At 40.1% G+C, this 25,715-nt stretch carries 21 protein-coding genes; 20 read left to right on the plus strand and 1 reads right to left on the minus strand.

Translation table 11 applies throughout. From position 1 onward, the window contains the following. The first annotated feature begins 42 nt into the window (after positions 1-42). The 19 genes from Q1A18_RS04700 (at position 43) to Q1A18_RS04790 (ending at position 23,058) form a co-directional block, all read left to right on the plus strand. On the plus strand, positions 43-327 hold the full coding sequence (locus Q1A18_RS04700) for a helix-turn-helix transcriptional regulator (RefSeq protein WP_299577771.1): 285 nt from the start codon (positions 43-45) through the stop codon (positions 325-327). Positions 328-329: 2 nt separating this feature from the next. Beyond that, complete coding sequence (locus tag Q1A18_RS04705; RefSeq protein ID WP_299577772.1) at positions 330-2,153, plus strand: site-specific DNA-methyltransferase; 1,824 nt, start codon at positions 330-332, stop codon at positions 2,151-2,153. Further along, complete coding sequence (locus Q1A18_RS04710) at positions 2,150-4,438, plus strand: DEAD/DEAH box helicase family protein (protein ID WP_299577773.1); 2,289 nt, start codon at positions 2,150-2,152, stop codon at positions 4,436-4,438. Before Q1A18_RS04705 ends, Q1A18_RS04710 begins: the two co-directional genes overlap by 4 nt. 11 nt (positions 4,439-4,449) lie before the next feature. Further along, positions 4,450-4,668, plus strand: a complete 219-nt coding sequence (locus Q1A18_RS04715) for a DNA modification system-associated small protein (protein WP_299577774.1) — start codon at positions 4,450-4,452, stop codon at positions 4,666-4,668. Positions 4,669-4,670: 2 nt separating this feature from the next. Next, on the plus strand, positions 4,671-6,668 hold the full coding sequence (locus tag Q1A18_RS04720; RefSeq protein ID WP_299577775.1) for an AAA family ATPase: 1,998 nt from the start codon (positions 4,671-4,673) through the stop codon (positions 6,666-6,668). 4 nt (positions 6,669-6,672) lie between these two features. Beyond that, on the plus strand, positions 6,673-8,265 hold the full coding sequence (locus tag Q1A18_RS04725; protein WP_299577776.1) for a DUF87 domain-containing protein: 1,593 nt from the start codon (positions 6,673-6,675) through the stop codon (positions 8,263-8,265). A gap of 111 nt (positions 8,266-8,376) precedes the next feature. Then, the gene (locus Q1A18_RS04730; protein ID WP_299577777.1) at positions 8,377-10,089 is read left to right on the plus strand and encodes an RNA-binding domain-containing protein; all 1,713 of its coding nucleotides are present in this window, start codon (positions 8,377-8,379) and stop codon (positions 10,087-10,089) included. A 172-nt stretch (positions 10,090-10,261) separates the two neighbouring features. Beyond that, positions 10,262-11,164: a DUF5655 domain-containing protein gene (locus Q1A18_RS04735; protein WP_299577778.1), complete on the plus strand. Its 903-nt coding sequence runs from the start codon at positions 10,262-10,264 to the stop codon at positions 11,162-11,164. A gap of 11 nt (positions 11,165-11,175) precedes the next feature. After that, the gene (locus Q1A18_RS04740; protein WP_299577779.1) at positions 11,176-13,260 is read left to right on the plus strand and encodes a Piwi domain-containing protein; all 2,085 of its coding nucleotides are present in this window, start codon (positions 11,176-11,178) and stop codon (positions 13,258-13,260) included. A 14-nt stretch (positions 13,261-13,274) separates the two neighbouring features. Beyond that, positions 13,275-13,688 (plus strand): Fur family transcriptional regulator, encoded by a 414-nt coding sequence (locus Q1A18_RS04745; protein WP_299577780.1) that lies wholly within the window; start codon positions 13,275-13,277, stop codon positions 13,686-13,688. 69 nt (positions 13,689-13,757) lie between these two features. Then, the gene (locus Q1A18_RS04750; RefSeq protein ID WP_299577781.1) at positions 13,758-14,156 is read left to right on the plus strand and encodes a hypothetical protein; all 399 of its coding nucleotides are present in this window, start codon (positions 13,758-13,760) and stop codon (positions 14,154-14,156) included. A 69-nt stretch (positions 14,157-14,225) separates the two neighbouring features. After that, positions 14,226-14,684, plus strand: coding sequence for a hypothetical protein (locus Q1A18_RS04755; protein ID WP_299577782.1), 459 nt, complete (start codon positions 14,226-14,228; stop codon positions 14,682-14,684). A 36-nt stretch (positions 14,685-14,720) separates the two neighbouring features. Then, a complete protein-coding gene (locus tag Q1A18_RS04760; protein ID WP_299577783.1) occupies positions 14,721-19,064 on the plus strand; it encodes a CusA/CzcA family heavy metal efflux RND transporter in 4,344 nt (1,447 codons plus the stop codon). An 18-nt stretch (positions 19,065-19,082) separates the two neighbouring features. Continuing rightward, positions 19,083-20,390: an efflux RND transporter periplasmic adaptor subunit gene (locus Q1A18_RS04765; RefSeq protein WP_299577784.1), complete on the plus strand. Its 1,308-nt coding sequence runs from the start codon at positions 19,083-19,085 to the stop codon at positions 20,388-20,390. 11 nt (positions 20,391-20,401) lie between these two features. After that, positions 20,402-20,731: a P-II family nitrogen regulator gene (locus Q1A18_RS04770; RefSeq protein ID WP_299577785.1), complete on the plus strand. Its 330-nt coding sequence runs from the start codon at positions 20,402-20,404 to the stop codon at positions 20,729-20,731. Positions 20,732-20,789: 58 nt separating this feature from the next. Beyond that, the gene (locus tag Q1A18_RS04775; RefSeq protein WP_299577786.1) at positions 20,790-21,587 is read left to right on the plus strand and encodes a cation diffusion facilitator family transporter; all 798 of its coding nucleotides are present in this window, start codon (positions 20,790-20,792) and stop codon (positions 21,585-21,587) included. 6 nt (positions 21,588-21,593) lie between these two features. Then, positions 21,594-21,923 carry a YnfA family protein gene (locus tag Q1A18_RS04780; RefSeq protein ID WP_107823857.1) on the plus strand — a complete coding sequence of 110 codons (330 nt, stop codon included), beginning with the start codon at positions 21,594-21,596 and terminating at the stop codon, positions 21,921-21,923. 13 nt (positions 21,924-21,936) lie between these two features. Next, a complete protein-coding gene (locus tag Q1A18_RS04785; protein ID WP_299577787.1) occupies positions 21,937-22,833 on the plus strand; it encodes a cation diffusion facilitator family transporter in 897 nt (298 codons plus the stop codon). A 9-nt stretch (positions 22,834-22,842) separates the two neighbouring features. After that, entirely contained in the window at positions 22,843-23,058 is a 216-nt protein-coding gene (locus Q1A18_RS04790; RefSeq protein ID WP_299577788.1) for a GDCCVxC domain-containing (seleno)protein, read from the plus strand. 854 nt (positions 23,059-23,912) lie between these two features. On the opposite strand, the gene Q1A18_RS04795 is transcribed toward Q1A18_RS04790, so the two are convergent. Beyond that, complete coding sequence (locus Q1A18_RS04795) at positions 23,913-24,125, minus strand: hypothetical protein (protein ID WP_299577789.1); 213 nt, start codon at positions 24,123-24,125, stop codon at positions 23,913-23,915. Positions 24,126-24,353: 228 nt separating this feature from the next. Here Q1A18_RS04795 and Q1A18_RS04800 point away from each other — a divergent pair, with 228 nt between their 5' ends. Continuing rightward, positions 24,354-24,995 carry a DUF6266 family protein gene (locus Q1A18_RS04800; protein ID WP_299577790.1) on the plus strand — a complete coding sequence of 214 codons (642 nt, stop codon included), beginning with the start codon at positions 24,354-24,356 and terminating at the stop codon, positions 24,993-24,995. Positions 24,996-25,715: the final 720 nt, after the last annotated feature.

A 25,715-nucleotide genomic window follows, 5' to 3' on the forward strand; every position in this document is an offset into this window, starting at 1 on the left:
ATTAAATTAGCCATTCTTTGACAAGTCACTAATACCATCAATATGTTTTTGGGAAAACGAATAAAAGAATTACGGGAAGAAAAAGGACTACTTCAACGCCAACTGGCTGCCGAACTGGAAATTGATTCTCCCATGTACAGCAAAATAGAGCGCGGCGAACGCCGGGCAAAACGCGAGCAGGTGATTAAGCTGGCTGATTTGCTGGAAACCGACAAAGATGAACTACTCACCTTATGGCTGGTCGGACAGATTAACGAGATTGTGAAAGATGAAAGCACTGCTTTAAAAGCCATCGAGATTGTAAAGGAACATTTGAACAAACAATAGTAATGATGAACAAGAAAGAAATCCTCGACAAAATAAAAGACCTTGAAGGGCTAAACAACGACGAAAAAGCCTTTTTAATTAACCTGGTGAACACCAAGAAAAAATACGGCCTGGTGTGGGAAGACAAGCCCGAAGATGTGGAAGAAGAGTTACGCACCAAACTTCCGGTATTAAAAGAGGTAAAAGAACGCGCCATAGTAAACGACACCGAAACCGAACATTACCCCAACCACATTCTTATTGAGGGCGATAACCTACACGCGCTTACTGCGCTTACTTTTACGCATGAAAATGCAATAGACGTTATTTATATTGACCCACCCTACAATAGAGGAGAAAATGATTTTATTTATAATGATGATTATATTGACAAGGATGACACATTTAGACATAGTAAATGGCTATCATTTATGTCAAAGAGACTGAAAATTGCTAAAAGGTTACTAAGCGATAAAGGAGTTGTTTTTATATCAATAGACGACAATGAGTTTGCCCAATTAAAAATGTTATGCGATGAGATTTTTTTTGAAAAGAACTTCATTGAATGCTTTCAGTGGGAAAAAACCCAAAGCCCTTCGAATCTCTCAAAAAAATCGAAAAAAAGGCTTGAATATGTTTTGTGTTATGAAAAATCAAAAACCGATTTAAGATATACTGGACTAGTTCAAGAAAATCCTAATGATAACCCTCTGTTAAAAAGTAATAATAATTTCAAAACATTAGAATTTCCTAAAGAGGCTGTCGAATGTAAAATAAAAGGAAATCATATTCTTGAACCAGGAGAATATGGGACTGCAAAAAATAAAGTCATTTTAAAAAATAGACTTGAAATTAAAAACGGTAAGTTCTTAAATAACTTAATTTTAGAAGGTAAATTTGTTTGGACTCAAACAAACTTAGAGGACGAAATCAAGAAAAAAACTAGAATAATCTTTAAAAGTAAAACATTAGCTCCTCGATATGATAAATTAAATTATGCTCCTGAAGTTCCACCAAATATTATTGATGAAAGGTGGGGTGTTGCAACAAACGATGTTGCAAAATCAGAACTTGAAGGATTTGGTATTTATGATTTTGATTATCCAAAGCCAGTCTCACTAATAAAATATCTCATTTCTTTCTATCCAAAACAAAATTTCACTTTACTTGACTTTTTTGCTGGCACTGGAACAACACTTGAAAGCACAATTGACCTTAATTTAATCAATGGAAACAGACAATGTATTTTGGTCTGTAACAATGAAAAAAAGAATGATACTATAAATTACATTCCAGAAACGATTACTTATCAACGTGCAAAAAAAGTCATAAATGGATATACAAAGACCAATGGAGAATACGTGGAGCCAAGAAACAAAAATAATTTGCGTTATTATAGGTGTGATTTTACAGAAAGAGAGCCGTCACTTCCAAATAAACGCCAACTAACACTTTTAGCTACTGAATTACTTTGCATTAAAGAGGACTGCTACAAAGAAATTACTTCTGAGCTGGCCTCCAAAAATTGGCACAAATTGTTTACCGGAGCCAATAGCCACTATGTGTACATCATTTACGATGATGCATTTATTGAAGAGGCCGTAGAACTTTTAAAAGCTTTCATTACCCAAAACCCGCAAGCACAAATTAAGGTATATGTATTCTCCAATGGGCAATATGCTTACGCCGAAGAGTTTGAAGAGGTAGCCGAAAACATCAGGCTGGCCGCTCTGCCCGATGCCATTTATAAAGCCTATCAATATATTTTACCCAAACAAAACAAAGAATTTATTCCAGAACTGGAAGAAGAAACCCCTGTTGAATTTGATAACGGAATTGAAGCATGATACAACTAAGAACATACCAGGAAGAAGCCGTAAACGGTCTGCTTAAAGACACATATGCCCTACTTAACCGCCCCGGAGCGCAACACAAAATGGTTTTCAAAGCCCCCACCGGAGCCGGAAAAACAGTAACCATGGCAGCTTTTTTAGATAAACTTGCTGCCGAATTACCCGACCGCACCGATGTTCCTAAAAACAAAGTAGCCTATATATGGTTTGCACCTAACCAATTGCATTTGCAGTCGTATCTGTCACTAAAAAGTTACTTTGAAGAATTACGGTCAATAAAGCCCATTCAGTTCGAGGACGTTACCGATGGTAAATTACATCCCAACGAGGTGCTGTTTGTGAACTGGCAATCCGTTAATAAGGCAAACAATATTTACGTAAAGGAAAACGAGCAAGGCAAAGACCTCATAAAATTTGTGTATGGGGCCATGCTTGATGATACGGCAATTGTCTGCATTTTAGATGAGGCCCATTACCATGCCAACGGCAAAAAAGCAAAGGAACTGCTCACAAAAATTCATGCTAAAATTGAAATTGATGTATCGGCCACTCCCCTTTTCCATTCCGATTACGGCCACACCATAAAACGGCATGAGGTTGTTGATGCCGAAATGATTAAAAAGAATGTGGTGCTTAACCCTGCGTTAGACCATTCCAATCAACACGGCAAATCACTAAATCAGGTATTATTGGAGGAAGCCTTAAAGAAAAGGAAGGAATTACATGAGGCTTATCAAAAAATTGGTTCCAACATTAACCCACTGCTTTTGGTACAATTGCCCAATGAAAGCGCCACCGAAAGCGCTTTAGACAAAGAATTGATTGAAGAAGTTGAAACGTTTTTAGATGTAAAAGGTATCTCTACTCAAAACACAAAATTAGCCGTATGGCTAAGCAATACCAAAACCAACCTCGAAGGTTTGGAGGAGAAAGATTCATTAACCGAAGTGTTACTATTCAAGCAAGCCATTGCCTTGGGCTGGGATTGCCCCAGAGCTGCGGTTTTATTAATATTCAGAGAAATTAATCAGCAGCATTTCGGAATACAAACAGTAGGCCGTATTTTACGAATGCCCGAACAAAAACACTATCCGAACACGATTTTAAATTACGGCTATGTATATACCAATTTAAGCAAAGACCTTATTACTATCGTTCAGGAAGACATGGACTACATTGTACAATACGTAGCCAAACGAATTGATAATTACCAGTCAGTTGCACTCTCCTCTTACTTCATCAATACCCGGTTAAACCGTAACCGCTTGGGTTCAAAATTCAGACGTTGTTTATACGAAGCAGCAGAACAGTTTTTCGGCATTACGCTCGATGCAACCCAAACAAATAACGTAGGATTGTATCACTATAATGCTCAAAAAATGGCTGAAAAGTTCATTGAGATGAACATTGAACAGATTGAAATACCAATACCAAAAGATTTACAATTAAATACAGAGATTGGAGTTAACTATGTGCAGCAAAAAGAGCGCTTTGCCAAAACAACCAACGAGTTAAATATCCTTTTTCGTCAGTTTTGCCGTGCCAACATTGGAGATTATGCAAAGGTAGATTCCACTCCGGTTCTGGAAATGGCGCTAAAAATGCTCTTTGAAGAATATTTTATCCTGGATGAGTTTAAGGCCATCAAAATAATTTTATTCGAAATTAACAAGTCAAAATTCATTGAGCTAATCGACATTGCCTTGGAAAAACATCAGGTTTTATTGCACAAAAAAGCGACTGAAGTATCAAAACAAGTGGAGGAAAGTACCTGGGATGTGCCGGAGGAACGTATTTTTAATGATAATTACCATGAACGTCCGGTTGAAAAACACGCCTTAGTTCCATTTTATGAGCAAAACAGGGCAAGCAATCCGGAGAAAGAGTTTACCGCATTTTTAGAAGCCAATAAAGCCCATTTGGAATGGTGGTACAAAAACGGCGATAAAAACAAGGAAGACTTTGCCGTTACCTATGAGGACCACAATGGAATTACCCGCGGTTTTTATGTGGATTTTGTAATAAAAATGAAGTCGGGTGCCATTGCGCTTTTTGATACAAAGACACTGGATTCAGACCCGAATTTTGTAGCAAAACACAATGCACTGCATCAATACATTAAAAACAAATCAGCCAACGATAAAAAATTAGTTGGTGGGGTTATCGTTCCAAAAGGAACACCGGATAACCGAACCTGGAAGTATGCCGACAACCTGATAGACAGAGCCAATGACACAACGGGTTGGGTATCCTTCGAACCTTCGTTAGTAACTGCTTAATTCTTTAAACTATGGGTAGAAAAGGACTGGATACACTGTTTGTACACTATGGCATTCGTAAAGAGGACATGGATGTTATTGAGGCTATTTGTGCCGAATTTGATGTGGAACCGGAATGGTTGAAAGAACAGATTCTAAAACCATACCACGAGGCAAAAATTCGCAACGAAGAATTGGACGAAAAAACCTTGAGTAAAGTTATCGAGAAAGCACTCCTAAAAATCAAATAGCCATGTTAATCAAACGAATAAAAGCCAAAAATTTCAAAACCTATCTCGATTTGGATTTGGATATTTCAACGGAACCAGACCGGCCAATTGTACTTATTGGCGGTGCAAACGGTGGTGGAAAAACAACGTTCTTTGATGCCATCTATGGCGCACTTTATGGCTTGAAAATTTCTACTTCAAAACATTTTAAAGAGCTTTTAAATGCCGGTGCATTAGGCGTTGAAGAAGAGAAAATTCAATTGGAGCTTCACTTTTCAGGCAAAGTGCTTAATCAGGAACAGAGCTACGTGCTGACAAGAACGTACATGTTGAATCCGGAAAGTAAACCGGTTGAGAGTGTTCGCTTAAACATGAATGGCACTATTTTTCAATATGGTTCTGCAACACCCATTGCTCAACGAGCAGAACAGGAAGCCCAGGTAAATAAAATAATCAAAGCCAATTTACCTGAAGAACTAAGTCGTTATTTCCTTTTTGATGCTATGGAGGCTGGTTCCCTGCTTAAAGAAGACCGGCTCAACAGGGTGATAAAAGAGAATATTGAAAATGTAATGGGATTCAATAAATACCTTTCACTTGCCAACGTATCGGAAAAGCTCACCCAGGATTATACGGCTCAACGGTTAGACCTGGAAAAGGAAAAGAAAGAGTATTTAGAGTTAATTACTAAAAAAAGTAAATTGACTGAAGACCTTAATTTAAAGAAAGACGAATTGCAGATGGCTTTAGCATACTCGGTTTCCAACAAAGAAATGTACGACAAGCTAAAAGCCGGATTTAATCAGGAATCAACAATCAATAATAAGATTGCTCAGTTGGAGACTGATTTGGATAACCTGCATAAAAGAGAAAAGTTGTATAAAGATGAAGCGAATGAGTTTGCTTCAAACATCGAAAATCATATCTGCTTACCCAAATTAGCAAGTGCCTTTAAGAATGAAATATCACTTGTATTCAAAGAAAGAAACGATACCGGAAGTTATTCAGCAGAGCAGGTAAGTAATCATTTATTGGAAGATGTTATTTCAAAAGCGATTAATTATTTAACTGAATCGGGTTACCAGTTATCAGGGGTTTCGGTTACCGAAGTTTCTGAAATCGTCTTAAAACGATTGAAAGAAAATGATACCTCTTTAAAATATGATTTTTTCGAACCTTCAGAATTAAGAGCTTTAGAAAAATTAGCTTCCGAAAATTACAACAATCCATTTCCCGGCTTACAGCAAAAAAAGATTGAAATGGACATTAGCATTGCAAATGCTACTAAAATTGAGCAACAAATAAGAGATTTAAAAGAGCAGGTTTCCGGCAACGATTTCTCTATTCTAAAGGCTTATGAGGATAATGAATCGAAGATAAAACGACTGGAAAGCGAGGAGAAGGATTTAAAGAAAGAGATTGAAAAAATCCAGAAGAAAATCCATACTTATGATATTCCAACCAACGAAGAACCCGACCCGAAATTTGAATTATTGAAGAGGCTTCAACCATTTTTCGAGAAAGTTGCAAATACGCTGTTAAAAAGCAAGAAAGAGCAGATTCAATCGAAAATGAAAGAAGATTTAAATGCCAATTTAGCGGCCTACAAAGATGTAATTAGTCGGGTGGAATTATCTGAAGACTTAAAAGACTTAAACTTTAGCATCTACCATAAATCGGGAAATGAAATCTATTTAAGCCAACTTAACACGGCTTCAACGCAGGTGGTGGTTCAGGTTTTATTAAAAGCCCTGCACGAGTATGGCGATTACGACCCTCCGGTAATGATTGATACCGTAATGGGGGTGTTGGATGAAACAAGCCGGAGTACCCTGCTGGAAAACTATTTTCCTGAATTATCGCATCAAACCATTTTATTGAGTTCCGATAGTGAAATACGACCTTCAACTGATTTAGTGAAGATTGAGCCATTTATTTCTAAAACCTTCACATTAAACAGAGATAAAGAACTTCAAAAAACGCATATCGCAGAAGGATATTTTAACCAACACATTAATTAACACCATGGGAACAATTACATTACAAAATATACGGCAATCCGAGGGGCTCATGGAGGCTTTGGTTCCACTCAAATCAAAACTGGAGGAAAAGCTAAACTTAAAAGAATACAAAGCTGAAAACAAACCAATTTCAATAAGTAACAATCTATTGCAGCGATTAACGCTATCGGCCGGATTAAGTTTAAGCAACAAAAGAGCGATTGGTGAAGTTGAAAAGGTAGTTATATCAAAAACCGGATTGCGCATTCATGAAACCACTTTTTCGAGATTTGACCTTCAGGATACATGGTCTGCGCTATTAAAGTTTCGGTACAATCATTTAGATATTGACTGGTCGAGCGCAAGTTTTAAAAGTCGAATTATCAATTATGAAATGCTTCAGGGGTTGTCATTTTTAATGACCAACGACAATTTAGATAATTGGCTGAATGTGAGTGCTTCATCATTAGCAAAATCGCACAGTACGATACCGTTCCTTAACTTAACCATTGGCTCCTATGAAGATGATATTCCGGCCAATTTGAACTTAAATGGTCGAAATATTCCAAACACACAGATATTAATTGCGGGTGCTACTGGTTCCGGTAAATCAAATTTATTGGCAGTTCTAATGAGCGAAATTAGAGGGTTGACGGTTGAATCAGCATATCCGGTGAACTTCTTATTCTTTGATTACAAAGGTGAATTTTCAGACCCATCCAATCGCCATTGGTTTTCCTTTTTTGAAATTGACGAAAATTCAATTTTAGACCCAATTAAATCGCCACTTCCCTTTTCTCCCTTTAAAGATTTTAGCGGAAGAACTCAAAACGAAATTAACCTTTACGCTTCGGAAATGGCTAATGCCTTATGTGCCATTGACAATGCCCGTATTAGTGCGAATATGAGCAACCGCCTTTCGGAAGCTGTTATCAACGCTTATCGAAGAACAGAAAATCGTCCGATAACTTTTGAATTGATATTGGAATCGTATCAAAATCTTCAAACGGACAAAGACCGGCAAAAAGATGACAGTGTAAAATCGGTATTGAAACAACTAATAAGGAACAACTTGTTTGCAGAAGTTGACACAATTAATCTAATATCTGATTCATACATTGTTAAAATGGACAGTTTCCCGAAAGATGGGCCATTGGCAAAGGCCATTGTATTCTTTATCATTTCAAAGCTCAATACAATTTATGAAACTTTGCCCAAACAGGCTGTGAGTGATGAATGCGTTGAAATCAGGCACTTTACCATTATTGACGAAGCGCATTACATGTTAGATTTTGACAATAAGCCATTGCGTGATTTAATTGCTGTTGGAAGAAACAAAGGGCTAAGCATCATTTTGGCAACTCAAAACATGGATAGCTATAAATCAAAATACTTTGATTTTTACGCCAATGCGCAGTATCCCCTAATTATGAAGCAACAGTCAATCACGGATTCAGTAATTAAGGATTTGTTTGGTGTTTCAGGTTACGAATTTAATGAGATTAAGGAGGCTATATCGAGTCTTTCCCTGGGTGAATTAATCATTAAAGACCCAACCGCTATCGCATTAGGCATGGGTAAGAAGTTCAAGAAAATAAAAACCTCTCACTTAATATAAAATGACAATAATAAAATCCACTGAAAAAGAAATCTTAAATCGTTATGGCGATATAAATTCTATTGCCGACGACAGTGTGGAGGAAATGCGAATGATAAGGGAGGTTTTAAAATGAGACCCGAAGATTTACATAACATTCTGGAAGAACTGATTGCATACCCGGCAGAAACCGAATGGATTGAATTTAAGTTGGGTGCCGGAAGCATCACCAATGACCAAATTGGTGAGTACATCTCAGCCATGAGTAACGGTGCCACCATCAAAAACAAAACCTTCGGTTATTTGGTATGGGGAGTACACGACAAAACTCATGAAATCAAAGGGACCAACTTTCAGTTCTCCACAGCCAAGCAAGGCAATCAGGATTTGGAACTTTGGGTTAGAAACCTGCTCCATCCCAAAATCAATTTTGCCATATTCGAGTTCGATTATCAGGGTAAAAACATGGTGTTGTTGCGCATCCCGGCAGCTAAAGGAGAACCTGCGCACTTCAAAAAAATACCATACATCCGCATTGGTAGTAATAAAACCGATTTGCGAAACCACCCAAACTTTGTACGCTTAATTTATAATTCGCTTGAGGACTGGAGTGCCGGTATCATAGAAACGGCAACACTAAACGATTTGGATGAGGAAGCCGTCCATGTGGCAAGGGAAAAATTCAAAGAAAGAAGTACCCGTGCATCATATTATAACGAGATTGATTCATGGGAACCCGAAAAGTTTCTCGACAAAGCAAAAATTACCATCAACGGGAAAATTACAAATACAGCAATCCTTTTGTTAGGAAAAGAAGAATCATCACATTATTTATTACCTGCGTTGAGTGAGATTACGTGGAAACTGGAAACCGAAGAAAAAGCCTATGAACATTTTGGCACACCACTTTTGCTCAATACAACAAAGGTTTTGCAAAACATCAGAAATGTTAAATACAAGTTTTTTCCCGATAACGAATTACTGGCGACCACGGTTAATAAATACGATACCCGTACAATTTTAGAAGCCTTGCACAATTGCATTGCGCATCAGGACTATTCCATGCACAGCCGGATAATTGTAACTGAGAAAATCGACAAGCTCATATTTTCAAATGCAGGTAGTTTTTTTGAAGGGAATCCTGATGATTATTCAATAGGTGATAAAACTCCTGAACGATACCGGAATCCATGGTTGGCGCAGGCAATGGTCAACCTCGGTATGATTGACCGACTGGGGTACGGCATTCATACCATGTTTCTTTCGCAGAAAAACAGGTACTTTCCGTTACCTGATTACGAATTATCGGAACCACAAAAAGTAGTGTTACAAATTTACGGTCATGCTATCGACGAGAATTATTCCAAACTATTAATCGAAAATAAAGATTTGCCACTTTCAAGTGTGGTCTTATTAGACCGTATTCAGAAAAAGTTACCTGTTACCGATGAGGCAATTAAGATGCTGAAGCAACGAAAACTGATTGAAGGACGAAAACCCAATTATTTTATTGCTGCCCAGGTTGCAACGACAACTGACGATAAAGTTACATACATCAGAAATAGAGCCTTTGATAAAGAATATTACAAAGCAATGATTCTTGGATTTATAAAGCAATACAAAGAAGCTGCTCGCTCTGATATTGATAATCTTTTGATTGACAAACTATCTGATGTTTTAACGGCTGAACAAAAACGGAATAAAATCCGAAACCTGCTTTATGAAATGTCCAAAAAAGACGGTACTATTTTTAATGCCAGTTCTTCGACTGCAAATCCGGTTTGGATGTTGTCTAAAAATGCTGATTTTAAGATAAGAAAAGATAGAGATTTAGATAAGGAATAAGATAACAAAAAGACAAAAGAATTAACTGTCAGTATTTTACACAAAGAGCATCAAATGACTTCAAGATAGAAATTAGACATTCTTAGACAAGCAAAGAGATGAAAATAAAACCATTGAAAAAGCATTTTATGGCAAGCATAAAATAAACATCGGTAAAAAATAACTCAACACAATGAAACTTTACACAAAAACCAAAAACAACATCACGCTACTAAAGGAAGTCCCGTTCAAGCTTGAAAAAGACATCCAAAACTTGTTTGAATCCCAACTGTCAGAATTGGTGGGTTTAAAGTTGGTTAAATCCGAATTTACCATCAAAAACAAACGCATTGATACGCTGGCCTTCGACCCGCAAAACAAAGCGTTCATTATTATTGAATACAAACGCTCAAAGAGCAATAGCGTAGTCGACCAGGGCTTTACTTATCTGAATTTAATGTTGGAGAACAAAGCCGATTTCATTGTCGAATACAATGAGTCTTGCAAAGATAGCATCCAGCGTAAAGATGTGGACTGGTCGCAAACCCGCGTGATATTTGTTTCTACCAGCTTTACCGAAAACCAGAAACTGGCGACCAATTTTAAAGACATTGCCATCGAGCTATACGAAGTAAAACAATACGAAGGTGAGATAATCGCAATTAATCCCATTAAAAAGTCTTCGTCTGCAACCAGCATTCAACCGCTAACAGAAAAAGATGAAGCAATCAAGAATGTAACCCGGGAAATCAAAGTTTATTCAGAAGAAGACCACCTGGCCAACAAATCCGAAGAAATAACGGAATTGTATGAAGCATACAAAGATGCCATTTTAAATCTTGCAGATAATATTGAGATACAAGCCCGTAAAGATTATATAGCCTTCAAAAAGAACAGCAACATAGCAGACATCACTATCCAGCGAAAAGGACTAAAAATGTGGATTAACTTGAAAAAAGACAATCTCGACGACCCCAAGAAAATCACCCGCGATGTATCCGAAACCGGACACTGGGGCAACGGCGATTACGAGTTATTAATTACAGATACGGACAATTTAGAATACATAATGAGTTTAGTGAAACAAGCAATTTAAAATCCAACGCTATGACAGATTCAAAACACATCATTAACGTTCTCACCTTCTCGCATCCCGAGAAAGAAAAAACTTTTGGCTTTAAATTGAAAAAAGCAAACGGTCATAGCCCTTTACGAAAGGCAGAGTTCCCCAGGGAATTGTGGGCAAAGCATCAAAAAGATTTATCAAATACACAATACCTCTATTGCGATTTTTCCACAACAGACAATTGCGATTATGTAATTCCGGTTGACCTTACTTACAGCATCTATTTTGCAAAACACTATTATCACTTCCAGATTGCGCAGTATTTTAAGAAAGTTGCCCATGTAGTGCACCCAAATTTTATTAATGCTGCAACCATTTGGTTTGAAAGCTCAAGTGAATCAACATCAGAATACACGCTCTATTACAAATTTACACTTGCTGTTCGCCTGGCAATGATTAGCGACAAGCCGGAGTTAATTGTTTCATTTGATGGTACTTCCAAAGTTTTAAAGAAAAACCTTCTGCAACTATCTTCCGAAGACATCGACACTGGGTTAGCAACCTGGATGGTATCAAATGGGGAGCTTGTACGAAACGATGAAAACTTACCCGAAGACTTTAACAATCATCTTGATGAATATTACCCTGTATTGAATTTTGAATTGGCTGACGCCCTCGGATTTCCTCCGTTGGTGAAAACCAATAAAGACAAATATGCCAGCTATTTTAAAAACATAGATGGATTTTTGAATAAATACCTGAATACCGAAGAATTTAAAAAAGTAATCCCCCACTCCGGCACATGGCACGAACTGGAATCTGTTTCATTAACTTCTGAAGGTACGAGTTTGTTGAAATTCGGTCGCGGAACACATACCGACCCTTATGAAGGCTTAAAGGCTTTTAAACCTTGTAAACCTGTGCCTCCCGGACGCTATCGATTCTTCTTTATCTGTCATGAAAAGGATACGAAAATTGCCAATTTATTTCATCAATATTCAAAGAGAAAACAAGGGTACATTGACTTTAGTAAATTCTTATCGCTGCCCCTGGTTTATGATGATAAATTACACATTACATTCTCTGATTATAATAACCCTCTCGACGAAATAAAAGATAAATTGTCAAAGGCCGAATTACAACCAAATACAAATTATTTGGCGGTGTATATTAATCCATCTTATAATTATAAAGCTGGCCACGACAAAGAAAATTTTTACTATAAAATAAAGCAGCTCCTTTTATACTATAAGATAAGCACACAGGTCATTTTGCGTGAAAATATAACCAAGGACAATTTTCAGCATAGTGTAAGAAACATTGCTGTAGCCACATTGGCAAAATTAGGCGGGATACCCTGGCGTTTAGACCGCGAAATAAACAACGAATTGATTGTCGGAGTTGGTGCATTTAGAACCAGAAGGTATAACACGCGCTATCTCGGAAGCACTTTCTGCTTTGCCAACGATGGACATTTTAAAGGTTTTAACGTGCTTCCGGCAGATAATCACAAGCTACTGGCAGGCGCAATACGGGAAGCAATAGAAAAATATAAAGAGCAGCACGAAAAAACCGAAAGACTTATAATCCACTTTTACAAGCGGATGAGTAATAAGGAGATTGTACCAATAATCCGGCAGTTAAAATCCATCGGCAATAACATTCCGGTTATAATTGTCACTGTAAATAAAACAAAATCAAGCGACCTGGTATTGTTTGACAAAGATTACGACCGCAAAATGCCATACAGCGGAACATACATCCCTATTGGAATGGACAGCTACATTCTTTGCAACAATACCCGTTATAAGCCAACTTTAAACGGCGAACACACGGAAGAAGAAAGAGAAGCTGAAAGGTTACAGTTGGAAAAACAATTAAAATCGTTTCCATTGCCTGTTAAGTTGCACTTACAGTCAACCGATGAAAGCATAATCAACGACCAGGAAGAAGTAAAGAAATTAATCGACCAGGTATATCAGTTCAGCCGCATGTACTGGAAGTCCGTTTCGCAGCAAAGTCTTCCGGTAACAACCAAATACCCTGAAATGGTGGCCGAAATCTTCCCCCACTTCGTAGGCGGCAAAATACCCGAGTTCGGAAGAAATAATTTGTGGTTTTTGTAAAATTGCATTATAACATGAATGAACAAATTAATAATCAATTAAAACACCGGAATATCAAACCAACCGCCATGCGCCAGTTGGTTTTGCAGGTTTTGACTGAACAAAAATCTGCCATAAGTTTACCGGAACTGGAAAACAAATTTGAAAAAGCAGACAAGACCACATTATACCGTACACTAAAAACATTTGAGGAAAACAAACTTATCCACAGCATCGATGACGGAACAGGTTCCGTAAAATATGCTTTGTGCCGGGAAGCCTGTGAATGCCACCCCGAAGACCTTCATGTTCATTTTTTATGTGCCGTTTGTGGACAGACTTATTGCCTCAATGACATACCCGTTCCAACTATTAATTTACCGGCAAAATTTCAGCTCGAAAGCGTGAATATGGTTGTAAAAGGAGTTTGTTCCAATTGCGACAAATAAACTCTGCAACCCGGTTGCATCAACTTTTTCATACCTTTGGCGTTGTATAAATTGAATAATTCTTAAAAATTGGTGAATTTAAAAGGACAACATACAGGAAGCTTTTTTACCTTTTTGGCCGGGCTGATTATTTTGGCTCATTCTGTTGTGCCGCACCATCACCATTTTGAGATTACGCACGTATCAAAAGAGGAATCAGCCTGTGAAACTCCTGCTCAGGAGCAAAATCCGGAAAAAACAGATTCTCATTGCCATGCATTGAATGTACTGGTGTCGGAAAAGACAAGCACTACATCATTAAATCAATTATCCGACCATTTCAATTTCTTCCCGGCTGGAAGTATTGTTCAAATTGAGATTCCTCCTGTAATAGACATTACCACGACGATTGTTGACAATCATGCCATCTTTATAAAACAATTATTCTTTACCGCTCACACATTCCGCGGACCTCCTGCAATTACTTAACTTTTGTTTGAATTAACAGACCGGTAAAACAACCGGCCTATATGTTTACTTAATCTTTTTGCTATGACAATGAAAAAGAAGAAGTTAAGCAAGCAACAATTACGGAAAAAACAAAAAATCGAAAACAAAAGGTTTAATCGAATACTTATTGTCAGTTTTGTTCTATTGATAGTCGCAACAGTTTCTGTTCTGACTTTCTACACCTATGGCTGCGATACCAGGTTTCTGTATCACAAATGGGCTTGGTATGGTAAGGAAATTCCGGGTGAATGGGCTTGTATGAATGGCAATAATTTAACGATGCATAAATCTTCAAAAGTCGCTTATAATAAAAAGGCATACTATTTCTGTAGCCAGGAATGTTTCAATCACCTAACAAAACACTTTGCAGAAGTTGCGATGGTTCCCGATGCTTTTTCAGGCGATTCAATCAACAAAGCCGATGCCTTAATCGGGTTAAAAGAAAAAGGAAAACCTGAATTGGCTTACTTTAAAAATCAGCAAACATTTAAAAAGTATTATGAGTAGGATAAATAGAGTTTTAACAAATAAAATCAATAGGAAATGATAAACAGAATCATATCTTTTTCAATAAAGAACAAAGCTCTCATTGGTTTAATGACCATAGGGCTTATTATCGGGGGCATTTGGTCAATGACCAAAGTACCATTAGATGCCGTTCCCGACATTACCAACAACCAGGTGCAGGTAATTACCACTGCCCCCAATTTGGGAACCGAAGACATAGAACAGTTCGTAACCTACCAGGTGGAACTTTCGGTGGCCAACCTGCCGGGGGTTACCGAAATCCGTTCAGTTTCTCGGTTCGGATTGTCAGTAGTAACAATAGTATTTGAGGATAATATGGGTACATACCTTCCCCGGCAATTGGTAAGTGAGGCATTGGCCGAAATTAAGGAGAACATTCCTGAAGGATTTGCCGAACCGTTTATGGCCCCCATCAGTACCGGATTGGGTGAGATTTACCAATACACACTGGAAGTACAGCCCGGTTACGATACCATTTACGATGACATGGAGCTGCGCACCATGCAAGAATGGATTGTAAAACGCCAGATGGCAATGGTTCCGGGAGTAGTTGAAGTAAACTCCTTTGGCGGACGTGGCAAACAATACGAAATTTCCATAAACCCCGATAAGCTTCGCAGCATGAACCTCACCATTTCCGACATTTTCGAGGCTTTGGAAGATAATAATCAGAATACCGGAGGAGCTTACATTGAGAAAAATTTTCAGGCCAACTTTATCCGTGGCGAAGGTTTAATGCGTTCGCTCGATGACATCCGTAATACCCCGGTTGCCAATGTAAACGGCCAACCTGTTTTTATACGTGATGTGGCTGATGTTAAATACGGGAGCTTTTTGCGGTATGGAGCTTTTACAAAAGATGGTAAAGGCGAAGCTGTGGGGGGTATTGTAATGATGCTGAAGGGCGAAAACTCCAACGATGTGATTAAGGATGTGAAAGAACGAATGGCGTTAATCCAAAAATCGTTGCCCGATGGCGTAGAGATAAAACCATTTCTCGACCGCAGCAAACTGATTAAAAGCACCACCTCCACCGTAGCCGAAAACCTTTCACTGGGGGCACTCATTGTAATCTTTGTCCTGGTCATCTTTTTGGGCAATTTACGAGGCGGTTTACTGGTAGCTTCTACCATCCCGCTTGCCTTGCTATTTGCATTTATCATGATGAAAGTGTTTGGCGTTTGGGCAAACCTGATGAGTCTCGGGGCTATCGACTTTGGGATTCTGGTCGATGGGGCGGTGATTATCGTGGAAAGCATGATATTTTATCTGCACCGGAATGAATTTATCGGGAAGAAACTGGGGCTGCCCCGGCGAAACGAAATAGCCTATAATTCAGCCAGTAAAATGATGAACTCCGCATTTTTCGGGCAGCTCATTATCCTTATTGTTTTTATTCCTGTACTGGCATTGCAGGGCGTTGAAGGCAAAATGTTTATACCCATGGCCATGACCTTTGGTTTTGCCGTGTTGGGTGTGATGGTGCTGTGTCTTACCTACATCCCCATGATGGCAGCACTTTTCCTGAAACCTCCGAAAACAGATAAAAAAACCTGGGGAGAGAAATTTATTATAAAGCTTGAAAACCTGTACGAACCGGTAATTGCCTGGGCTTTACGCAAAGGTAAGCTTGTACTGGGGATTGCCTTGGTGCTTTTAATTTCCGGAGGATTCCTTTTCTCACGTATGGGAGCCGAATTTATCCCTCAGTTGGACGAAGGTGATTTTGCTTTTCAGGCTTTCCTGAAACCCGGAACATCGCTGTCAGAGGTGGAAAAGGCATCTACTCGTATCGAACAGATTGTGTTGGAGAATTTCCCCGATGAGATAGCATCAATACAAAGCCGTATTGGGGTGGCAGATTTGCCTACCGACCCCATGCCGATTGATATTGCTGATATATTTGTTATTCTTACACCCGAGGATGAATGGACAAAGGTTGAATCAAAACAGGAGCTGATTGATAAGGTAAAAGAAAAGGTTAGTGTTTTGCCCGGTATAAACTACGAGTTTACCCAACCAATCGAGATGCGGTTCAACGAGCTTTTAACCGGTATTCGTGAAGATGTGGCTATTAAATTATACGGCGACGACCTGGATATGCTGGCCGACAAAGCCGAAGAAATTTCCGGTTTAATTGCAGGGATTGAAGGGATTGAAGGCATAAAAGCCGAAGCAACCCGTGGGCTGCCTCAAATAACGGTAAAATACAACCGCACCAAACTGGGGCAATACGGCTTAAAAATAAAAGACCTGAATACGGTTGTAGAGACTGCTTTTAGCGGTGGCGTTGCCGGGGTTATCTATGAAGGAGAGCGCATGTTCGACCTTGTAGTTCGACTTGATGAAGCACACCGCCAAAGTATCGACGACCTTCGGAATTTATTTGTAAACACCCCAAACGGAAACCAGGTTCCATTGAAAGAAGTAGCTGATGTCAGCTACCAGCCCGGCCCGATGCAAATAAGCCGCGACAATACCAACAGGCGTACTTATGTAGGTATTAATGTGGAAGGCAGGGACATTAAATCGCTGGTAGAAGAAATTCAGCAAACACTCGATGAAAATCTCGAACTGCCTTCGGGTTATTACATTCGCTACGGAGGCGCTTTTGAAAATCTCGAACGGGCGTCAAAGCGTCTTACGTTGGTTGTGCCGCTTGCTTTGGCATTGATATTTATGCTGGTATTCTTCGCCATCAAATCGTTTAAACAAACCCTCATGATTTACGTGGCCATTCCATTGGCGGCCGTGGGAGGTATTTTTTCGCTTTACCTGCGGGATATGCCATTCAGTATTTCGGCTGGGGTTGGCTTTATCGTACTCTTTGGTGTAGCCGTATTGAACGGGCTGGTTTTGATAAGCGGTTTTAACGAGTTGAAAGAAGAAGGCAAACTCAGCCTTGGTGATATTATCAAAAAAGGTTCTATACGCCGGGTACGCCCTATTTTCCTGACTGCATCAACCGATATACTGGGTTTCCTGCCTATGGCTATTTCCACCTCGGCAGGGGCAGAAGTGCAACGCCCGCTTGCCACCGTGGTTATTGGCGGTATGTTAACATCAACACTTCTAACACTGGTTGTGTTGCCCATACTGTACAAAATGGTTGAATCAGGAAGAACCAAACTGAAAGTACCAAAACTCAATACCACGGTATTAGCCGTTCTGCTCATCATTGGCGGTCTTGGTGTTTCAGGAAGCTTAAAAGCACAGGAAAATTCAGTTACCCTTGAGCAGGCAATTGAACGGGCAAAAGAAAACTACCCTTCGTTAAAAGCAGCTTCGCTCGATGTGGAGAAACAAAAAGCCCTGAAAGCTACAGCTTACGATTTGGGCAATACGTCCATCTACACAGGCAAAGAGGAAACAGGCAACGGTGCGGTGGGTATTCAAAACCAAATTGGGATAACACAATCGGAAATTGACTTGTTTGGCATACCTGCCAAAACAAAACTGAATAAATCACGTACCGGCCTTGCTGTTTCAAAACTTGAACTTACAGAGAATGAACTGGTCAGAAACGTGAGCCTTGCATGGTACAGGTCACTGGTTGCAAAAAAGCAAACAGAATTGTACAATCAGCTCGACAGTATTTATACCAATTTTCTGAAAGCTGCCGAATTGCGGTTTAAAACGCAGCAAACATCAAAAGTAGAATACCTTTCTGCCTCGGCTAAATACAAAGAGTTAATGGTGAATATGAAACAGGCTGAGAGCGAATACCTGGCATCGCTGCAAATTCTGAACCAGTACCTGATGTACCCCGGCGGTGTAGAAATTACCGATGTCGGACAAGAGTGGGATAAAACGATTCATGCTGCCTTTTCAGGTGATTCGTTAAACAATGTTCCTTTATTGAATTATTACAGGCAGCAGCTTGATGTTTCAGAAGCAGAGTGGAAAGCCGAAAAAGCAAATTTTTTACCTAAACTCGATTTGGGGTACTCGCGGCAATCGGTCGATGGTACTTCGGGTTTTTATGGTTGGGAAGCAGGTGTTTCCGTTCCTTTACTGTTCTTTTCCCAGTCGGGAAAAACAAAAGCCGCCCATATAAATTACCAGATTACCGGACAGGAATACAAGCAAAGGGAATTGGAGCTGAATGCCTCTTACAAGGAACTTTTAAGCCGTTACAGGGTAATGAGCGAAGTGCTGGAATATTATAAAAGCGAAGCCCTGCCACTTGCTGCCGAGCAAATTGAAGCAGCCAACCTGGGTTATCGCCTGGGAAGCCTCAGTTATATTGAATTTATCCAGAATACAGAATCAGCCATAAAAACCAGGCAGGAATATTTATCCCGGCTGTCGGATTTCTTCGAAATTAAAGAACAGTTGGAATACATAACAGGTCAATAATTATAAAAACAGATAAAAATGAAAACGAAAATATTTTTAGCACTTCTTGCAGTAGTAACGCTCATGTCGTGCAACAGCAACAAAAAAGAAAATAGTGAAGCCGGGGAACATGCGGAGCATGAAGGCCCCGAAGGTGTGGTAATGCTGAACGAACTTCAGCGTGAAGCCTTAAATCTGCAATTGGGTAATTTTCAAATGCGGAACCTGACAACGCTTGTAAAAACGAACGGACAACTGGAAGTACCACCCGCTGCCAGTGCTGATGTTACGGCCATTATTGGTGGAAATGTGAAAGAAATAAAAGTTTTTCACGGAGATAAAGTGAATAAAGGCCAGGTGTTGGCCATACTGGAGCATCCGGATTATATTGTCCTTCAGGAAGAATTTGCCGAAACAGCAAACAAACTCGAATTTCTTGAACAGGAATATGCCCGTCAGAAAGAACTTTTCGAGAACAATGTTGGTGCGGGAAAGGACTTCCAACGGGTAAAATCGGAATACAACACTGCCAAAGCACGTTACGAAGGTTTAAAATCAAGGCTTCAACTGCTCAACCTTTCGCCCGATAAAGTAAAAGAAGGAAGTATTTCAAACACCATTTCCATACTTTCACCCATCAACGGCTTTATTAATGATGTGAATATTAAAGTGGGAACGTATGTCGATGCCAAAGACCAGCTTTTTAGCATTACCGACAACCGGGAAATACACGCCGACTTTATGGTGTATGAAAATGATGTACACCTTATAGAAAACGGGCAAAAAGTTGATTTTACCGTTTCCAACCGTCCGGGCGAGGAATTGAGTGCAACCATTTTTGCCATCGGCAAAGAATTTGAACCCAACACCAGGGCAGTACACATCCATGCACGCCTCGATAAAAATCCGGGCAACCTGATTCCGGGCATGTATGTTTCGGGGCATATCCACACCGATGAAAATACCACCCGCACCCTTCCTAACGATGCCGTGGTTGCCGAAGGAACTAAATCCTATATCTTTATTTTAGATGAATCGGTTGAAGCAGAAGAACACGAGGGGCATGAAGATGAAGCAGTAGCAGAAAACGAAGAAGGGCACGAAGGACACGACCATGAGGCTGAGGAAAACCATGAGGAACATGAGGGCGAAGTAGGACACGAAGACGAAAATGGGGGTCATGTAATGGCTTTCCGCATGGTAGAAGTAATAACCGGAAAGCAAGACGGTGGCTACACCGAAATAAAGTTGCTCAATCCCTTACCTGATGATACCCAGATTGTAATGAACGCAGCATACTATCTGCTGGCCGATATGAAAAAAGAAGAAACAGAACACGAACATTAAAAATCAGGATTATGAAAGAAATAAAAGCATTTATACGCCCCAATAAAGTGAATGATATTGTTCACCATTTAAAAGATGCAGGTTTTGAGAACATGACCATTTCATCGGCAGAGGGAACGGGAAAATTGCAGGATGAAGCCGCATTTGTTTCCCAAAAATTTTCAATTACCGACAGCGAGGTGGCCAAACTTGAACTTGTTGTCAATAAAAACGATGTGGACAAAGTAGTACATATTATTTCGGAGCAGGGCAAAACCTTAAATCCCGGCGATGGTATTATTTATGTTTCGGATGTAAACCAAATTTACCGGGTGAAAGATGGTTTAAAAAATGAAAATTAATTAGATAAATAGCCGTGGCGGCTTCCGGGTTGCCACGGTTTTTTATAATTTTAGTGCAATGCAAAAATCACATTACCATATTTCAAAAATGGACTGCCCCTCGGAGGAGAACCTAATCCGCATGAAACTGAATGGTGTTGACGGCATCCATCAATTGGAATTTGATATTGAAAACCGTAAGCTTTCCGTCTTGCATTCGGGTAAAAATGAAGAAATCACAAAACAACTGGAAAGCCTGAAGCTGGGTGCAAATCTTGTTGATACCGAGACCATCACTGATGCTGACTTTCAACCGGAAAGCACGGACAGTCAGACCAAATTACTATGGACAGTATTGCTCATTAATTTTAGTTTTTTTGTTATTGAAATCACAACCGGTTTTATTTCACATTCTATGGGATTGGTTGCCGATTCGCTTGACATGCTTGCCGATGCTGCTGTTTATGGCTTGAGTTTGTGGGCTGTGGGAACAGCGGTTACCCGTAAAAAGAAAGTAGCCTCCTTGAGCGGATATTTTCAACTGGCATTGGCAGGTATTGGTATGATAGAAGTAATCCGAAGGTTTATCGGGGCAGAAGAAACGCCTGATTTCAGGATGATGATTGGAATTTCGATATTGGCACTTATAGCTAATTCTGTTTGCCTGTACCTGCTTCAAAAATCAAAAAGCAAAGAAGCACACATGAAAGCCAGCATGATTTTCACCTCAAACGATGTGATTATTAATACAGGTGTTATCGTTGCCGGAGTTTTGGTATTGCTGACGCAATCGAAATACCCCGACTTGATTATTGGAGCAATTGTCTTTTTGATTGTGGTAAGGGGGGCTTTCAGAATTTTAAAACTAGGAAAATAGATTTTTATGAAAGTAGTATATTCCGTATTCCTTTTTGTTGTAGCCGGACTTTGCGAAATTGGCGGTGGTTACCTGGTTTGGCTCTGGCTAAGAGAGCAAAAACCCTGGTGGTTTGGGGCAATCGGCGGTATTATCTTGTTTTTATATGGTGTGATTGCCACACTCCAATCCGCCAATTTCGGGCGGGTTTATGCTGCTTACGGTGGTATATTTATTATTATGGCCATATTGTGGGGTTGGAAAGTTGATGGCTTTGTCCCCGACAGGTACGATATAATTGGAGGAATCGTGGCGCTTATCGGGATGGGAATCATTATGTATGCACCAAGAAATTAAATGAGTATTTATTATGGCACATTCACACGGACATTCACATGCGACAAACAAAAGTTACGGAAAAGCTTTTGCACTGGGTATTGGTTTAAATGTAATCTTTATTGCCGTTGAAATCATTTACGGTTTAATTGCCAACTCATCTGCCCTGCTCGCTGATGCAGGACACAATGCCAGCGATGTGCTCGGCCTTGTTTTTGCGTGGACAGCCATGTGGCTTGCATCCATCAAACCACGGGGGAAATACACCTACGGGCTTCGAAAAACTACCATCCTTGTTTCTATTTTAAATGCCCTTCTGCTGTTTGGTGCAGTGGCAGTTATAGGCTGGGATGCCATTGGTAAATTTAAAAACCCTGAACCTGTGGCAGGAAGCCAAGTCATGATTGTTGCAGCCATTGGTGTAGTTATCAACACCCTAACTGCCTTACTTTTTATGAAAGGACAGAAAGACGACCTGAACATAAAAGGCGCATTTCTGCACATGGCAGCCGATGCCGGGGTATCACTGGGTGTAGTTGTGGCAGGTTTGTTAATCAACCTCACCGGAAAACAATGGATTGACCCACTTACAAGTTTTCTTATCATTGCGGTTATCGTTTGGGGAACATGGCGTTTGTTTACCGATTCAGTCGATTTAGCCTTAGATGCCGTACCCAAACATATTAACCTCGAAAAAGTCAGGGAATTTTTGTTGGCACAAAAAGGAGTGGAAAACATTCACGACCTGCACATTTGGGCAATGAGTACTACAAAGGTGGCGTTGACAGCACACCTGATAATACCTGAAGGCATTAATGACAATTTTATAGGCGATTTGCAACATGAACTCGAACACGAGTTTGGTATCAACCATACCACGCTTCAAATCGAAAATAAAAGCATAGAAGAAGATTGTGAAATAGATTGCTAAATCTGTCTTATGGAAATAAAATATAAATCAACAATCACTTGTCCCGACTGCGGATATCAAAAAGAAGAAACAATGCCTGAGGATTTCTGTCAGTTCTTTTATGAATGTGTAAATTGCAAAACCATACTAAAACCAAGGCAGGGAGATTGTTGCGTGTTTTGTTCGTATGGTTCGTTACTTTGTCCATCTGTGCAAAGGGTCAAAAATGACGATGATGTCTTTTAAAGATAATCCCCCCCACAATTCCACACAGGAAAAGCGGTGTTCGTCCGCCTCCTTCGGCAAGCCCGGTGCCAGCCCGTTCAGTACTTTTTTTTAAGCGTTAATTTTTTAAGGTATAAAAAAGAACTAAACGCCCTGCTGGTTCGCTACGCTCAGGCTGTCACAGTCCTTGCAGCTCAGTCGTTGTCCTCACGGCAGCCTACTCTGTCCTGCAAGCCGCTTCACTCATTTCACCGCTACTACGCTCAGCGCTTCGTACCTCAACTACTTCGCTCCGTTGCGGTTCCATTCGTTTCAGCCGCTCGCAGTCCACCGGCTGCCCGTGTTAGGCTCGCCTGCGGGTCGCTGCGGGCTGCGGCTGAATTGTTTGATTTGCCTCCGCTTCGCTCTGGCATTTTTTAGCGGTAGCCTTGTGTACTCGTTCCACGCCGTGTTTCCTTCCCTAATGCCACCCCAAAACACGACGTTCCACTTCGCACATATGCCGCAAAGGGTTATCGGTTTCTCAAACCATCTCTTTGCACCACCCTTGCTCCACTCGCAGGCGGCTCGCGATGCTTGGTCAGTGTCCGCAACCCGTTTCCCCGCCAACTGGCGGGTCCACTCATTGCAGCCACTGCCCAGCCGTCTGGCTCAAGGCTGTTTCTCCTGTGTGAAATTTTCCCGGACGCGCATTCCGATTCTGACAATAAATTGCAGTTAACAGTGAAAAATCCACCCAGCAATCCATGTGCTTGCAGCCTATTCATTCCACTCATTAAGTCACTCCTCGTACCTCGTCATTCCCGTATTCGTTGCATTCATAAGCTTCAGCACCGCACGCAAAAGTGGCTCATTCACTCATTCCGTCCCGGTTATCACCGGTACTCCATTCCTTCAATCACCACCTTTGCCTTTCCCGCGCTCCCCATCTTGACAGAAAGAAAAACAAACACCGCATAAACCAACCGCATTAATTGAACGCTTCGGCAAATGTAAGCTCCGGGTCTGAAATCTGCCAAAAGACTACGGCATAAACCCACAAGCCACCGCACAAGGCCATTTATTCCGTTTCCTTTTGTCTGTTTCATCCCCTACTCATTTTGGGTGCCTAAGCATTCAATTAAGCCTCCCTGTGTCCATTTCTGAACCGCTGAATTAATGGCATAGCAAAGTGATGCAAGAAGATGTATTGAAACCTTCATAATCCCAATTGACCAATAATTGCAATACATTTAAAAGAACGAGGACAAAGCGGGACCAAGTCCGTATCAAGTCCGAGTATTTTAAACATGTTGAACAATTAAAAATGTTAAAAGATGGGAAAGATTAGTCAAGGTATTTTAGGAGGGGTTTCCGGCAAGGTCGGAAATGTAGTTGGTGGAAGCTGGAAAGGCATCGATTATTTGAGGGTGATGCCTGCAAGTGTTGCCAACCCTCAAACTCCGGCACAAATGGACCAGCGGTCAAAGTTTATCACTGTGATTAACTTTTTGCAGCCTATCAAGGATTTTATCCGGGTTGGGTTCAAAAATTACGCCGTGAAAATGACCCAGTTCAACAGTGCCATGTCGTATAACGTGAAAAATGCCATCGCCGGTACGTATCCCGATTATACGATTGATTACCCCAATGCGCTGGTTAGCCGCGGAGGACTGGCTCCGGCCTTAAACGGTACTGCAAGCTCAACTTTAGCCGGTTCGGTTTCGTTTGAGTGGGATGATAATTCCGGCGATGGTAACGCACAGGCAACTGACAAAGCGTTGCTCGTTGTGCACAATCCAGCAAAAAATGAAGCTGTAACCATCCTGGATGGAGCAAACCGGGTTACAGGTGTTCAGGAAGTAACCGTCCCGAATAACTATTCAGGTGACACCGTTCATGCCTATATCGGTTTTATCAGTGCAGATGGAACTTCTGTTGCAAACAGTAAGTATGTTGGTTCGGTTACTGTTGCGTAAACAGATTTATTTCGGATTTCTTAAAAACCGCTTCATTCGAGGCGGTTTTTTGATGCGTCTAAACGAGATGGAACAATGTCCCAAACTCAATTAATATTGCCTCAGAATCAAAATTTCGTACATTTACAGCCAGGAGAAATTACAGGCGAGATTTCGTCTTTTCACTTTCTGTCCTATATTTTCCTAAAGAGAAAAAATATCTGTTGCTAATTTGTTGCTAAAACAGATTAATCAACTGATATTCAAATACTGAAAAGATATTGTATCGGAAAATAATCCTTAAACACTAACAACCAGCGCATTGAAGCTGCATTCAATATAGTAAATTAGATCATAATTCCAATATTATTGAAGCATAAATGTAATATTCGTGAATATTTTTTTTCACACTTTTCTTTGGAAAGTAATTTCAGATATCTTCAACAAACAGGTCACATAAATACCAAATAATCAAGGCATTGAATTTAAAAAGGGTTAGCTGAAAACAGATCTTGGCCATAATTGTCTGATTATTTTGTTAACTCATTTATATTTTTCTTCAAATATTACCTGTAGAAATTTGAGTGGGGCTCTTTCTTATTGAGTTCTTCCATCATTTTTGTCAGTCGTTATCGTCGATAATTTCATCACGTGACTCTGTAAAAGGGGCGAACCATTCAATTTTTTGCTTAGCCTAGGGAATTGAATTCTCCGGTGTCTTCTATGGCTGTTACATAATCT

Source organism: uncultured Sunxiuqinia sp., assembly GCF_947495665.1.
Taxonomy (GTDB): Bacteria; Bacteroidota; Bacteroidia; order Bacteroidales; family Prolixibacteraceae; genus Sunxiuqinia; species Sunxiuqinia rutila.